Source organism: Pseudomonas sp. ArH3a, from assembly GCF_022648765.1.
GTDB lineage: Bacteria > Pseudomonadota > Gammaproteobacteria > Pseudomonadales > Pseudomonadaceae > Aquipseudomonas.
This window is the reverse complement of sequence record NZ_CP080330.1, coordinates 765,402-779,779: the sequence shown is the minus strand read 5'-3', so window position 1 is coordinate 779,779 and position 14,378 is coordinate 765,402. Positions and strand designations below refer to the sequence as shown.

Sequence of the window (14,378 nt, the reverse complement as noted above, 5' to 3'; positions counted from 1 at the left end):
CCGCTAAGGCTGGCCGATAGCCTTGGCGATGACGTCGACCGTGGCGCTGACTTGCTCTTGGTAACGGTCGAGTTCCTGCTGGTGCTGCTTTTGCATTTCGATCTGCTCGGCGCACAGGTTCAGCGCGGCCAGTACCAATAACTTGTCACCGATCAGCGTCGGGTACTTTTTCTTGGTGGTGGCCAGGGAAGCCTTGAGCATGGTCACGGCGTGCATCAGGGTTTGATCTTCCCCGTCCGGCGCCTTGATCGAGTAATCCTCTCCGAGAATCGAAACGACCTTTATCCCTTCATTCATGCGCCGACAGGACCTGCGCTCACACGCTCAACCAGTGCCTGGATGCGCGCGGCGGTGGCGCCATGCTTTTCTTCCTGTTCCATCAGGTTCAGTTGCAGGCTGTCGTTTTCGTCCTTGGCGCGGGCCAGTTCCGCCTTGAGGGATTCGTTGCTGCCCAGCAGGTTCTGATTTTGCTGTACCAGGTCGCTGACCAGTTGTTCCAATTGGCTGAGGGATGCTTCTAACATTTTGATTTCTCGGGCTTTTTAAAAGGGCGGTGACGATAAAGAAAATTCACCTCGGAAGCCAGGGTTATCCCAGGCCGGCAGCCCGTTTTTTAAGGGCCGGGCCGCGCTTTCGACCCTTAGTGACTGCATTTACCCCATCTGGTTCCTGAATCCCCCCCAACCCCTCGTCAGATGCAATAAAAACGCGCGCGCCCTTAAGACTTTAGTCGCATGGCCGATAACAGATGCACACCCCGTCTCGTGGCCGCACGGATCGCGCTTCTCCCCAGGATTCCAGCATGTCTCTTCGTAATATGAATATCGCTCCGAGGGCTTTCCTCGGCTTTGCGTTTATTGGTGCACTCATGTTGTTTCTCGGTGTGTTTGCCCTGAACCAAATGAGCAAGATCCGTGCGGCAACGGAAGACATCGCCCAGTCCAGCGTGCCAAGCATTCGCGCCCTCGACGAATTCACCCAGCTGACCCTGCGCCTGCGGGTGTTGTCGTACCGCTTGCTGACCAACCGCGAGCCGGACGTGCAGCAAAAGACCCTGGAAGCCTTCGAACTGCGCAACCAGCAGATCCGTACCGCCCAGGGCGTCTACGAAAAAGTCATCGAGAGCAGCGAAGAACGCGCCGCCTATGACGAATACGTGCGTTTGCTCGGCCAGTACCACCAGATCGAAGAGCGCATGAAGAGCTTGTCTCGCGCCAACCAGATCGACGAGCTGCGCACCATGCTCAACACCGAGCTGCTGAGCAACTCCGAGCAAGTCAACGCGGTGCTGACGCGCCTGCTGGACATCAATAACGCGATGGCCAACGCCAGCAACCAGCAAGCCAAAGACCAATACGACATGGCCTTTAAGCTGGTGGTGGGCCTGCTGATCGTTGCCACGGCGCTGACGTTGCTGTTCGCCTGGTTGCTGACCCGCAGCATCACCTTGCCGATCGCCCAAGCCCTGGAAGCGGCTGAAGAAGTCGCCGAGGGCAACCTGACGCGCCCGATCAAGGTCGACGGCAACGACGAAGCCGGCCGCCTGCTGGCTGCCATGGCCAAGATGCAGGACAAGCTGCGCGACACCCTGCAACGCATTGCCGGTTCCGCTACCCAGTTGGCGTCCGCCGCCGAAGAGCTGAACGCCGTCACCGACGAAAGCGCCCGTGGCCTGACCCAGCAAAACAACGAAATCGAACAAGCCGCCACCGCCGTCAACGAGATGACCAGCGCCGTCGAGGAAGTTGCGCGCAATGCGGTAAGCACCTCCGAAGCCTCGCGCGCCGCCACCACCTCCGCCGGTGACGGCCGTGACTTGGTGCAGGAAACCGTCAGCGCCATCGAACGCATGAGCGGCGACGTGCAAGCCACCGCTACGCTGATTGGCGACCTGGCGAATGAATCGCGCGACATCGGCAAAGTGCTGGACGTGATTCGCGGCCTGGCCGACCAGACCAACCTGTTGGCCCTGAACGCCGCGATTGAAGCCGCGCGGGCCGGTGAAGCCGGCCGCGGGTTTGCCGTGGTAGCCGATGAAGTGCGGGCGTTGGCCCATCGCACCCAGCAGTCGACCAGCGAGATCGAGCGGATGATCGGCAGCATTCAGACCGGCACCGAGCATGCCGTGGATTCGATGCGCAACAGCACCGAGCGCGCGGAATCGACGCTGAACATCGCCAAAGGCGCCGGGATGTCACTGGATACCATCAACACCGCGATTGTGGAGATCAACGAGCGCAACCTGGTCATCGCCAGCGCGGCGGAAGAGCAGGCGCAGGTGGCGCGCGAAGTGGACCGTAACCTGGTGAATATTCGTGACTTGTCGGTGCAGTCGGCGACGGGCGCCAGCCAGACGAGTACGGCGAGCAGTGAGCTGTCGCGCCTGGCGGTGGATTTGAATGGGATGGTGGGGCGGTTCAGGCTTTAACTGACACCGGTGCCCCCTTGTGGGAGCTGGCTTGCCTGCGATAGCAATCTAACAGTCAATATCCCCAGTGACTGATACACCGCAATCGCAGGCAAGCCAGCTCCCACATTGAGCAGCGTTTTCCCACAAAAGCTTTTTGACAGCGCAGCAATTCAACAGGTTAGAATCGCTGGCACGCAGACTGCATGGTCAGTTTGCGCCCCGTCTTCCCAGCTCTGGAGTACTGCCTTTGAATGCGACGACCATCAACAGCCTGTTCTTGATCGGCGCGTTGCTGGTGGGTGCGAGCATTCTGGTGAGTTCTCTTTCGTCGCGCTTAGGTATCCCGATTCTGGTGATCATCCTGGCCGTGGGCATGCTCGCCGGCGTCGACGGCGGCGGCATCATCTTCGATAACTACCCAACCGCCTACCTGGTGGGCAACCTCGCCTTGGCAGTCATCCTGCTCGACGGCGGTTTGCGCACACGGGTGGCGAGTTTCCGCGTGGCACTCTGGCCGGCGTTGTCGCTGGCCACGGTGGGGGTGTTGATTACCACCGGCCTCACCGGCATGGCCGCCGCTTGGCTGTTCGACCTCAATATCATTCAAGGCTTGCTGATCGGCGCCATCGTCGGCTCCACCGACGCCGCCGCCGTGTTCTCACTGCTGGGCGGCAAGGGCCTGAACGAGCGGGTCACCGCCAGCCTTGAAATCGAATCCGGCAGCAACGACCCGATGGCGGTGTTTCTCACTGTCACCCTGATCGACATGCTCGCCACAGGCCAGACCGGCCTGCACTGGAGCCTGCTGACCCACCTGATCCGCGAATTCGGCATCGGCGGCATCGTCGGCTTGGGCGGCGGCTGGCTGATGCTGCAGATGGTCAACCGCATCAACCTGGCCACCGGCCTGTATCCGATTCTGGTAATCGCCGGCGGCCTGGTGGTGTTCGCCCTGACCAACGCCTTGCACGGCAGCGGCTTCCTCGCCGTGTACCTGTGCGGCCTGGTGATCGGCAACCGCCCGGTGCGCAGCCGTCATGGCATTTTGCATATGCTCGACGGCATGGCCTGGCTGGCACAGATCGGCATGTTCTTGGTACTCGGCCTGCTGGTCACGCCCCATGACTTGCTGCCCATCGCCCTGCCGGCGTTGGGCCTGGCACTGTGGATGATCCTGTTTGCGCGGCCGCTGTCGGTGATGGTCGGCCTGCTGCCGTTCAAGGCGTTCCACGGTCGCGAAAAAGCCTTTATCGCCTGGGTAGGCCTGCGCGGCGCGGTGCCGATCATTCTGGCGGTGTTCCCGCTGATGGCCGGCCTGCCCCACGCGCAGCTGTACTTCAACCTGGCGTTCTTTATCGTGCTGGTCTCGCTGCTGGTGCAGGGCACGAGCCTGCCGTGGGTAGCCAAGCTGCTGAAAGTGACCGTACCGCCGGACCCTGCGCCGATCTCCCGCGCGGCCCTGGAAGTCCACGTCACGAGCGAGTGGGAGCTATTCGTCTACCGCTTGGGCGCGGAAAAATGGTGCATCGGCGCAGCCCTGCGCGAACTGAAAATGCCCGAAGGCACGCGCATCGCCGCGCTGTTCCGTGGCCAGCAACTGCTCCATCCGTCGGGTAGTACGGTGCTTGAAGTCGACGATTTGCTCTGCGTGATCGGCCACGAACACAACTTGCCGGCCCTGGGCAAACTGTTCAGCCAGGCCCCGCAACGCGGCCTCGACCTGCGCTTCTTCGGCGACTTCGTCCTCGAAGGCGACGCCCAGCTGGGCGCGGTGTCGGCCCTTTACGGCCTCAAACTCGAAGGTATCGACCCGGATATGCCACTGAGCCGCTTCATCACCCAGAAGGTCGGCGGTGCGCCGGTTGTGGGCGACCAAGTGGAATGGAACAACACGCTGTGGACCGTCGCGGTCATGGACGGGAACAGAATCGGAAAAGTCGGCGTCAAATTCCCCGAAGGAAGTCGTCCAGGCCCTGGACTCTTCCTCTAAACTGCGGGCTATTGGCGCCACGCCCCCCACCTTATTTACCTTGTTCGACCGGTATCCATGACGACTCTGCGCACCTTTTTAGCTACCGCCCTGCTGGGCCTGACCCTTTGTGTCGGCAGCGTTTACGCCGCCGACCCACCCAGCGCCGAGGCCATCCAGCAAACCCTGGACAAGCTGCCCGACCGCAAGCTGCCTGACGCCGACATGAAGGCGCTGCAAACCATCCTGCAACAGACCCTGACTTACTTGGGCAACAAACAGGATTACGAACAGCGCCTCATCGACCTCAAGCGCCAGCTGGAAGACGCCCCGCGTCAGACAACCGACAACCAGCGTGAATTGGCCAGGCTCAAGGCCACCAAAATCATCCCAGTGACGCAACGCTATGCCACTCTGCCGGTGCCGCAGCTTGAGCAATTACTGGTGCAGCGCACGACACAGCAAGGCGACCTGCAAAAATACATGTCTGACGCCAACAGCATGTCTATCGCCGCCCAGACCCGCCCCGAACGCGCCCAGACTGAAATCAGCAGCAGCCAGACCCGCATCCAGCAGATCAATTCGATCCTCAAGGCGGGCAAAGATAACGGCAAGCCCCTCACTGGCGACCAGCGCAACGTATTGAACGCCGAACTGGCCGCCCTCAACGCCTTGATTCCTCTGCGCCGCCAGGAACTGGCGGGCAACAGCCAACTGCAAGATCTGGGCAACAGCCAGCGCGACCTGGCGACGGAGAAAACCAGCCGCCTGGAGCAGGAAATCCAGGACCTGCAAACCCTGATCAACCAGAAACGCTTGGCCCAGTCCCAGCAGACCGTTACCCAACAGTCCATCGAAGCGCAGAAAGCTGGCGGCAGCAGCCTGCTGGCCACCGAAAGCGCAGCCAACCTGAAGCTGTCCGACTACCTGCTCAGAAGCACCGACCGCCTCAACGACCTGACCCAGAAAAACCTGCAGACCAAGCAGCAACTGGACACCGTGACCCAAAGCGACTCAGCGCTGGACGAGCAGATCAACGTGCTCAAGGGCAGCCTGCTGCTCTCCAAGATTCTCTATAAGCAGAAACAAGCACTGCCAAGCCTCAGGGTCGATCGCGACCTGGCGGACGATATCGCCAACATTCGCCTGTACCAGTTCGAGATCAACCAGGAACGCGAGAAAATCAACACCCCCAGCGCCTATGTGGATAACTTGCTGGCCAATCAGCCACCGGATGACGTCACCCCGCAACTACGCCGCACCCTACTGGAACTGGCGATCACCCGTAGCGATCTGCTGGAGCGCCTGAGCCGTGAACTGAGCGCGCTGCTGAACGAATCCATCACCCTGCAACTGAACCAAAAACAACTACTCAGCACCACCACCACCCTGCGCGCGACACTCGACGAGCAAATGTTCTGGATCCCCAGCAACAAGCCGCTGGACACCGAGTGGCTGGAAACCGTACCGGCGCACCTGAGCAAGCAAGTCACCACCCTGCCATGGGCCTCCAGCGTCAGCGAACTGTATGACGGCCTGACCCAGCGCCCGCTGCTGTTCCTGCCATTGCTGCTGTTGATCGGTGCCCTGTTGTGGCGGCGCAAAGCGCTGTACCAACGGCTGAACAAGGTCCATCTGGACATCGGCCACTTCAAGCGCGACAGCCAATGGCACACGCCGCAGGCTATCCTGATCAATATCTTGCTGGCGATGCCGGTCTCCCTGGGCCTGGCGCTGTGCGGCTACGCGTTGCAAATCGACGCCCGTGGGCAAAACGCCAACCTGGGCTCGGCCCTGCTGCAAATCGCCCAGGCCTGGTTGGTGTTCTACACCGCTTACCGCATCCTCGCGCAGGGCGGCGTGGCGGAACTGCACTTCCGCTGGGAAAAAACCCAGGTCCAATTCCTCCAAGGCTGGGTGCGCAAGCTCGGGCTGGTGGTACTGGCCCTGGTGGCCGTGGTGGCAATCGCCGAGCACCAACCGGCGGCGCTGGCCGACGACGTGCTGGGCATCGCCGTGGTGCTGACCTGCTACGCACTGATGGCCTGGCTGCTGGGCCGCCTGCTGCTGCACAGCCCGACCCACGAAAAAGCCTCTCTGTTTCGTAAAGCCATGGGCCTGGTGTTTACCGCCCTGCCCGTCGCCCTGTTCATCGCGGTGTGCTTTGGCTACTACTACACCGCGCTCAAACTCAGCGACCGCTTGATCAACACCCTGTACCTGCTGATGTTCTGGCTGGTAGTCGAAGCCACCTTCGTGCGTGGCCTGGGCGTTGCCGCACGGCGCCTGGCCTACGCGCGCGCCCTGGCCAAGCGCCAGGCGGCCAAGGAAGCCGGTGATGGCGAAGCGGTGATCGAAGAGCCGACCCTGGACATCGAGCAGGTCAACGAACAGTCCATGCGCCTGATCCGCCTGGCCTTGCTCGGCGGTTTCATCGCGGCGCTGTATTGGGTGTGGAAAGACCTGATCACCGTGTTCTCCTACCTGGACAACATCACTCTTTACGAATACTCCAGCGGCACCGGCGCCAATATCAGCATGGTGCCGATCAGTATCGGCGACTTGCTGGGAGCGTCGATCATCGTCGGCATAACCGTTGCCCTGGCGCGCAACTTGCCCGGCTTGCTCGAAGTACTGGTGTTGTCCAAGCTGGATTTGGCCCAAGGCAGCGCGTATGCAACCACCACCTTGCTGTCGTACATGATTGCCGGCATCGGCTTCGTGTCCGCCTTGTCCACGCTCGGCGTGAGCTGGGACAAATTGCAATGGCTGGCGGCAGGCTTGACGGTGGGGTTGGGCTTCGGATTGCAGGAGATCTTTGCCAACTTTATCTCCGGCATCATGATCCTGTTCGAACGCCCGGTGCGTATCGGCGACACCATCACCATCGGCAACCTGTCGGGCACGGTCAGCAAGATCCGCATCCGCGCCACCACCATCACCGACTTCGACCGCAAGGACATCATTGTCCCGAACAAGACCTTCATCACCGGCCAGTTGATCAACTGGTCGCTGACCGACACCATCACCCGGGTCACCCTGAAACTGGGCGTGGACTACGGCTCCGACCTGGACCTGGTGAAGGAATTGCTACTCAAGGCCGCGCGAGAAAACCCACGCGTGCTGAAAGAGCCGGAACCCCATGTGTACTTCCTCAACTTCGGCGAAAGCACCCTCGACCATGAACTGCGTATGCACGTGCGCGACCTCGGTGACCGTAACCCGGTGATCGACGAGGTGAACCGCTTTATCAACCGCGAGTTCAAGACCCACCACATCAACATCTCGTTCCGCCAGATGGAGGTCTACCTCAAGAACCTCCACGGCCAGGAATACAAACTGGTGGAAGTCGACACCCCGGCCAAGCCCGCCAATGACGGCGGCGCGCAAGAACCGCCGCCGAGCAAACTCGACTAACGCGCCTATCCCCAGCAGAATGCTCGGACATTCTGCTGGAGATGGCCGGTGAAAGCCCTCGACGAACTGACCTTCGACAACCGCTTCGCACGCCTGGGCGACGCGTTCTCGACCCACGTACTGCCTGACCCCCTCGACGAACCGCGCCTGGTGGTGGCGAGTAATGCGGCCATGGCCCTGCTCGACCTCGACCCGGTGGTGGCCGAAACGCCAGTATTTGCCGAGCTGTTCAGCGGGCATAAGCTGTGGGCCGAAGCGGAGCCTAGGGCGATGGTCTATTCCGGGCATCAGTTCGGCGGCTACTCCCCGCAATTGGGCGATGGCCGCGGGTTGTTGCTCGGCGAGGTGTACAACCAAGCCGGCGAGCATTGGGACCTGCACCTCAAAGGCGCCGGGCTGACGCCTTACTCGCGCATGGGCGATGGCCGCGCGGTGCTGCGCTCTTCGATTCGTGAGTTTCTCGCTTCCGAAGCCCTGCACGCCTTGGGCATCCCCAGCAGCCGCGCCTTGTGCGTAATCGGCTCCAACACGCCGGTTTGGCGTGAGAAACAGGAACGTGGCGCGATGGTGTTGCGCCTGGCGCACAGCCATATCCGCTTCGGGCATTTCGAGTATTTCTACTACACCAAAAAGCCCGAGCAGCAGAAGGAATTGGCCGAACACGTGCTTTCATTGCACTACCCCGAGTGCATGGAGCAACCCGAGCCGTACCTGGCGATGTTCAGCGAAATCGTCGAGCGCAATGCCGAAATGATCGCCAAATGGCAGGCCTACGGCTTCTGCCACGGCGTGATGAACACCGACAATATGTCGATCCTCGGCATCACCTTCGACTTCGGGCCGTTTGCGTTTCTCGATGACTTTGACGCGCACTTCATCTGCAACCACTCCGATCACGAAGGCCGTTATTCCTTCAGCAATCAGGTGCCGATTGGGCAGTGGAACCTCAGCGCGCTGGCCCAGGCGCTCACGCCGTTTATCAGCGTCGACGCCTTGAAGGAAGCCCTCGGGCTATACCTGCCGCTGTATCAGGCCCATTACCTGGACCTGATGCGCCGCCGGCTAGGGCTGACCATCGCCGAAGAGGATGACCAGAAACTGGTGGAGCAGTTGCTCAAGCTGATGCAAAACAGCGGCGTGGACTACACGCTGTTCTTCCGCCGCCTGGGCGATGAGTCGACGGCGCTGGCCGTGGCGCGGCTGCGTGATGACTTTGTCGACCTCGCCGGGTTCGATGCCTGGGCCGAGCAGTACAAGGCCCGCGTTGCGCGGGACGGCGACTACAGCGAAGCACAACGCCGCGAGCGCATGCACGCGGTAAACCCGCTGTACATCCTGCGCAACTATCTGGCGCAAAACGCCATCGCCGCCGCCGAGTCAGGCGATTACAGCGAAGTACGGCGCCTGCATGAAGTGCTGAGCAAGCCGTTTGAAGAGCAGGCTGGGATGGAGCAATACGCCCAGCGGCCGCCGGATTGGGGTAAGCATTTGGAGATTAGTTGTTCTTCATAAAACCTTTAGATAAACGTTTCCACTGACACCCTGAAACGTTCCGCCAGCCAACGTATTTGCCGCACGTTGAGCTGGCGCTTTCCGCTCAGGATTTCTGAAACAACCGACTGTGTACCTACACCTGGCAGATCACTCTGGTTTAAACCGTGCTCGCGCATCATGTAGCGCAGCACGTCGACGCCACTGGCGACGGGCATTGGGCGATGCTCATGATCGTAGGCTTCGATCCAGTCACTGAGGATATCTACCAAGCTCATCAGCGGGCTGTCCTCGTTTTCGCCGACCAGGCTTAACAACTCGTCCAAACCACACACCAGTGCGTCGTAGTCCGCCTCGTTTTCAGGTTTGCGCATCACTGGCGAAACAAATTGCCAGTGTTCGGCCGCTACTCGCATAAGCGCACTCATCTTATTTTTTCCTTCCATTTATCTTTCTCATAATCGCGGTGATCAAGCAGGTGCTTGATGTAAACGCGCTGCGCCCGATACTCCACGCCAGCAATAAGCCGCAGCTTGTTGCCTCCAATATCGAATACATGAAACTCCCCGACCTTATCCGTGGCGGGAAACATGGCTTTCATCGCCGCGAAGTCTTTGGGGGCGTTTTGCTTCATTACCCGATACCACTGATCCAAAGCCGTTGCTGAACGTGGCCACTTTTCCTTTGCTTCCCAGATCCTTTTCTCGCTGATCACTCGCATGCAACATCCTTATCGCATCTTGCTATGAAGGTTAAACCCGAATCCGAATTATCGCAATTTGCTATATTTGCAAACAGACAGATGGCGTAAAACAGAACAAGCGCTGACAGCTTAGATAGACCGCCTCACACCAGCTTGGGCAAACTGTGAGTGGATGAGTCATTTGCTCCACACCTTGATAAACCCGGTCACTGACTCCAAATTCACTCCATGGCCAATTCCAAGGAGCCCACCATGTCCGAACCTCTCGTCATCCCCTGCCCTCATTGCAACGGCCTCAACCGCATCCCCGGCGAGCGCCTGGGTGATGCGCCGAAATGCGGGCGCTGTAAGCAACCGGTGTTGCTGAACAAGCCCTTTGAGCTGAAACAAGGCGACTACGCGAGCCAAATAAAAGGCGACCTGCCGTTGCTGGTGGATGTGTGGGCCGAATGGTGCGGGCCGTGCAAGTCGTTTGCGCCGGTGTTTGAACAGGCGGCTGGGCAGTTGGAGGGTAAGTGTCGGTTGGCCAAGCTGGACAGCGAGGCTAATCAGCAGCTGTCGGCGCAGTTGGGGATTCGCTCGATTCCCAGTTTGATTCTGTTCAAGAACGGCCGCGAAGTGGCGCGCCAGAGTGGGGCGTTTCCGTTGCCGCAGTTGATGAGTTGGTTGCGCAGCCAGGGCGTGTAACCCAAACCCAATATCAACTCGGTCAAATGTGGGAGCTGGCTTGCCTGCGATGGCATCACCTCGGTCTAACTGAAGACCAAGTTGCCTGCATCGCAGGCAAGCCAGCTCCCACAGTTTGACCGCGTTTTAAGCTTGGGGTACGGGGGTTTCGCGGTCCATCATCTGGCCTACGAGTTGTACGCCGAGTTCGCTTAATTGGTGGATGACTAGGGCGACGTCGCGGTGTTCGCCGGTGAGGTCGTTGGATAGCTTGAGTAGCAGCGTGCGCACGGAAGAGAAGGTTTCGTAGCTGTTAAGCACGAGGGTTTCGGTGGGGAGGTTGGGTGCAACGGTATAAAGGTTAACCATGGAACGTCTCCTAGTAGAAGCCGCAACCAGCCGCTACTAAACGGAGGGTGGCAGCTGTACGCAGGTTAGTAGACCGGGGAGACGCAAACCGGCGCGCTCGAAAGCGCCCTCCGTACAGCCACCATCACGTTCAGGAAGGTCCTGACCGAAGAGTTGCTGTACGTCTCACCACGGGCTACTAAACCCGATCACTGAACATTCAGTGACCGAAGAACCTTAAAGACGCCCATCCAGACGCACAAGCCGGGCGATTCTGGCTTATCTGTAGGCAATGAGACAAGGCACACCCCCGCTTGCCAGACCCTTCCTACAGCCCCTGTGGGAACAATCCAAATCCCCCTGCAGGAATGCAAAACCAAATGTGGGAGCTGGCTTGCCTGCGATGGCATCACCTCGGTCTAACTGGCAGACCGAGTTGCCTGCATCGCAGGCAAGCCAGCTCCCACAGGGTTATTGCGCTGCCGGCAAGAGTCACGCGTTTTCCAGCAAGTTATGCAACTCCACAAACTGCTGCGTCAGCTTATGCCGTGGGTCCAGGTGGATCAGTGGCTTGTTCTCCTGATGCGACTCGCGCATGCGCACGGAGCTGGCCAGGTACACCGGCAGCACCGGCAGGCCCTCGGCAATCAACTCATCGAGCATCTGCTGAGGCAGGCTTGCGCGGGCCTGGAACTGATTGACCACGATGCCTTCCACTTCCAGGCCTTCGTTGTGGTCTTCCTTCAATTCTTCGATTTCTGCCAGCAGGCCATACAGCGCCTGGCGCGAGAAACTGTCGCAATCGAAAGGGATCAACACGCGATCAGCGGCAATCAGCGCCGATACCGCATAGAAATTCAGCGCCGGCGGCGTATCCAGGTAAATTCGGTCGTAATCTTCGCTCAACTCGTCCAGCAGCTTTCGCAGCTTGTTGATCTTGTGCTTGGCTTCAAGTTTGGGCTGCAGGTCCGCGAGCTCGGCGGTCGCGGTGATGACGTGCAGGTTGTCGAACGGCGTTTCGTAGATATCCACGCGGTTCTTCTTGGAAAACGGCCCGGAAGACAGGGTTTGCTTGAAGAACTCGGCAATGCCCATCGGGATATCGTCGCCGGTCAGCCCGGTGAGGTACTGGGTTGAGTTGGCTTGTGCATCGAGGTCCACCAACAGGGTTCGATAGCCTTCACTGGCGCTGACCGCCGCCAGGTTGCAGGCAATGCTGGACTTGCCAACGCCGCCTTTCTGATTGAACACCACACGCCGCATGGAAAAACCTCCGTGTATCAATGAATGTCCGAGTGTAGAGGGCAAAAGCGCCTGTTAGCTACCTCGTTCATTCATGCACTGCTGCATCAACCGCGCGTCTCACCTCGACTGACATACGTAGCCGATACGCAAAAAGGAATATTCCTACAAGCCAGTCCGGCATCGGGTAAAGGACAATCGGTAAATCTTTACTACCAAATTGTAATTAGCCATGAACAATTCTTTACCAACGTTTGCTAGAACCCCGCAGCACCGGGATAATGCGCGCCACTCGGCTATTGCTCCCTGTCCCGGTATTCGGGGCCAACGGCCGCACATGGAAGCCCGCAGGGGCGGGATAACTTCTCAGTGATCACTTTCAACATCGCCCAATGGCGCGCCTGGGCTCCCGGCCTGGAAAGTGCGCACGACTGGCACGCCTGGTGCCAAGCCCCGGTGTTGCTGCCTGCCAGCGATGCTTCGCCGGACGTATCCTTCCTGCCGGCCATGCAGCGCCGCCGCCTGAGCCGACTGGCGCGCATGGCCTTTAGCGTGGGTTGGCCGCTGGCCGAAGGCCTGCAAGACCTGCCACTCGTGTTTATTTCACGACACGGCGAAACCCCGCGCACCCTCGATATTCTCAGCGACCTGGCCAATGATCAGCCCCTATCGCCGACCCAGTTCAGCCTGTCGGTGCACAACGCGGTGATCGGCCTGTGGTCGATCCTGCGCAATGAAACCAGCGAAATGACTGCCCTAGCCGCCGCCGGCGATGGCCTGGAGCACGGCATGCTCGAAGCCGCCGCGCTGCTCAACGAGGGCGCCCCCGCGGTGTTGCTGGTAATCACCGAAGAACAACCGCCCGAGGCCTATGCCAGCTGGATCCATGACGTGCCCTTTCCCTACGCCGTCGGCCTGCTGCTGACACCGGGCGACGAGTGGCAAATGGAACTAAACAGCGGCGCTGTCCAACTCAGTCAAACCCAGTGGCCCCACGCCCTGAACCTGCTGCGCACCCTGCTCACTGAACAGGTCGCCTGCCAACATGCTTGGAAGAACCGTGTATGGAACTGGCAACGCAAGCCTTGACCGACAAACCACGGGACGCCTATTACTGGCGCCTGTTCGCCACCGCCGCCAGCTTCTTCATGTTCGGCGTGGGCGGGCTGTGCCTGCGTTTGCTGGTATTCCCGTTGCTCAGTTGCCTGCCGGGCAGCGCTGAACAACACCAGCGTCGCGCTCGCCACACCATCAGCAAACTGTTCTGGTTCTTCATCCGCATGATGCAGCGCGCCGGCGTGCTGACCTACAGCGTCGAAGGAGCAGAAAAACTCGGCCGCCCGGGCCAGATGATCGTCGCCAACCACCCGTCGCTGATCGACGTGGTGTTTTTGATCGGCCTGATGCGCCAGACCAATTGCGTGGTCAAGCAGAGCCTGTTCCAGAACCCGTTCACCCGTGGGCCGGTGCGTGATGCAGGCTATATCAGCAATGACGGCAGCGCCGAAATGCTCGATGCCGCCGCCGAGGCACTGCGCCAAGGCCAGACCCTGATCATCTTTCCGGAAGGCACCCGCACCACACCTGGCGCGGCGCCCGCCTTTCATCGCGGTGGCGCCGCCATTGCGCTGCGCGGTGCGACAATCATCACCCCGGTGGTGATCAAGGTCAGCCCCACCACCTTGACCAAGGCAGAACCCTGGTACCGCATTCCTAAACGTCGATTTCATTTCAGTTTGCGCGTGGGTGCCGATATAGAACCACACGCCTTTGCCGCACTCGGGCCCGCGCCCCAGGCTTCACGCAAGCTCAACGATTACCTGCACCACTATTTTATTAAGGAGCTCGCCGAAGATGAGCGACCAACACCGCCTTGAGCACGACATAAAGACGCTGATCATCGAGGCCCTGGGCCTGGAAGACATCAGCGTCGACGACATCGGCAGCGACCAGACCCTGTTCGGCGAAGGCTTGGGCCTGGATTCGGTAGACGCCCTGGAATTGGGCCTGGCGATCCAGAAAAAGTACGGCATCAAAATCGATGCCGACGCCAAAGACACGCGCAATCACTTCACCAACGTGGCCAGCCTTGCGGCGTTCGTCACGGCCAGACAGGCAGCTTGAGACCGGAC

The 14,378-nt window shown here is 60.0% G+C and carries 14 protein-coding genes; 8 read left to right on the top strand and 6 right to left on the bottom strand.

Annotation, left to right across the window (positions count from 1 at the left end; genetic code table 11):
• Positions 1-3: 3 nt before the first annotated feature.
• Both K0P33_RS03445 and K0P33_RS03440 read right to left on the bottom strand, forming a co-directional pair.
• Entirely contained in the window at positions 4-297 is a 294-nt protein-coding gene (locus K0P33_RS03445) for a cell division protein ZapA (RefSeq protein ID WP_094949256.1), read from the bottom strand.
• A complete protein-coding gene (locus K0P33_RS03440; protein ID WP_242154058.1) occupies positions 294-524 on the bottom strand; it encodes a hypothetical protein in 231 nt (76 codons plus the stop codon). Before K0P33_RS03440 ends, K0P33_RS03445 begins: the two co-directional genes overlap by 4 nt.
• A gap of 278 nt (positions 525-802) precedes the next feature.
• On the opposite strand from K0P33_RS03440, the gene K0P33_RS03435 reads away from it, so the two are divergent.
• The 4 genes from K0P33_RS03435 (at position 803) to selO (ending at position 9,308) form a co-directional block, all read left to right on the top strand.
• Positions 803-2,428: a methyl-accepting chemotaxis protein gene (locus tag K0P33_RS03435; protein WP_094949257.1), complete on the top strand. Its 1,626-nt coding sequence runs from the start codon at positions 803-805 to the stop codon at positions 2,426-2,428.
• 229 nt (positions 2,429-2,657) lie between these two features.
• Complete coding sequence (locus tag K0P33_RS03430) at positions 2,658-4,400, top strand: potassium/proton antiporter (RefSeq protein WP_094949258.1); 1,743 nt, start codon at positions 2,658-2,660, stop codon at positions 4,398-4,400.
• A 57-nt stretch (positions 4,401-4,457) separates the two neighbouring features.
• Entirely contained in the window at positions 4,458-7,796 is a 3,339-nt protein-coding gene (mscK, locus tag K0P33_RS03425; protein ID WP_242154057.1) for a mechanosensitive channel MscK, read from the top strand.
• A 48-nt stretch (positions 7,797-7,844) separates the two neighbouring features.
• Positions 7,845-9,308, top strand: a complete 1,464-nt coding sequence (gene selO, locus K0P33_RS03420; protein ID WP_242154055.1) for a protein adenylyltransferase SelO — start codon at positions 7,845-7,847, stop codon at positions 9,306-9,308.
• Between the two features lie 5 nt (positions 9,309-9,313).
• Here selO and K0P33_RS03415 read toward each other — a convergent pair whose 3' ends face one another.
• Positions 9,314-9,715 (bottom strand): transcriptional regulator, encoded by a 402-nt coding sequence (locus K0P33_RS03415; RefSeq protein WP_094949261.1) that lies wholly within the window; start codon positions 9,713-9,715, stop codon positions 9,314-9,316.
• Positions 9,712-10,008, bottom strand: coding sequence for a type II toxin-antitoxin system HigB family toxin (locus K0P33_RS03410; RefSeq protein ID WP_094949262.1), 297 nt, complete (start codon positions 10,006-10,008; stop codon positions 9,712-9,714). The genes K0P33_RS03415 and K0P33_RS03410 overlap by 4 nt, the downstream gene beginning before the upstream one ends.
• A 234-nt stretch (positions 10,009-10,242) precedes the next feature.
• On the opposite strand from K0P33_RS03410, the gene trxC reads away from it, so the two are divergent.
• Complete coding sequence (trxC, locus tag K0P33_RS03405) at positions 10,243-10,677, top strand: thioredoxin TrxC (protein WP_017138537.1); 435 nt, start codon at positions 10,243-10,245, stop codon at positions 10,675-10,677.
• 126 nt (positions 10,678-10,803) lie between these two features.
• Here the strand turns inward: trxC and K0P33_RS03400 are convergent, their stop codons facing one another.
• Positions 10,804-11,025: a DUF6124 family protein gene (locus K0P33_RS03400; protein ID WP_242154052.1), complete on the bottom strand. Its 222-nt coding sequence runs from the start codon at positions 11,023-11,025 to the stop codon at positions 10,804-10,806.
• A 471-nt stretch (positions 11,026-11,496) separates the two neighbouring features.
• A complete protein-coding gene (locus tag K0P33_RS03395) occupies positions 11,497-12,267 on the bottom strand; it encodes a ParA family protein (protein ID WP_012721840.1) in 771 nt (256 codons plus the stop codon).
• A 348-nt stretch (positions 12,268-12,615) separates the two neighbouring features.
• Here K0P33_RS03395 and K0P33_RS03390 point away from each other — a divergent pair, with 348 nt between their 5' ends.
• The 3 genes from K0P33_RS03390 to K0P33_RS03380 are packed head-to-tail and all read left to right on the top strand — an operon-like array spanning position 12,616 to position 14,370.
• Complete coding sequence (locus K0P33_RS03390) at positions 12,616-13,335, top strand: beta-ketoacyl synthase chain length factor (protein ID WP_094949264.1); 720 nt, start codon at positions 12,616-12,618, stop codon at positions 13,333-13,335.
• Complete coding sequence (locus K0P33_RS03385; RefSeq protein ID WP_094949265.1) at positions 13,311-14,123, top strand: lysophospholipid acyltransferase family protein; 813 nt, start codon at positions 13,311-13,313, stop codon at positions 14,121-14,123. Before K0P33_RS03390 ends, K0P33_RS03385 begins: the two co-directional genes overlap by 25 nt.
• Positions 14,101-14,370, top strand: a complete 270-nt coding sequence (locus tag K0P33_RS03380) for a phosphopantetheine-binding protein (protein ID WP_032904077.1) — start codon at positions 14,101-14,103, stop codon at positions 14,368-14,370. The genes K0P33_RS03385 and K0P33_RS03380 overlap by 23 nt, the downstream gene beginning before the upstream one ends.
• Positions 14,371-14,378 lie beyond the last annotated feature (8 nt).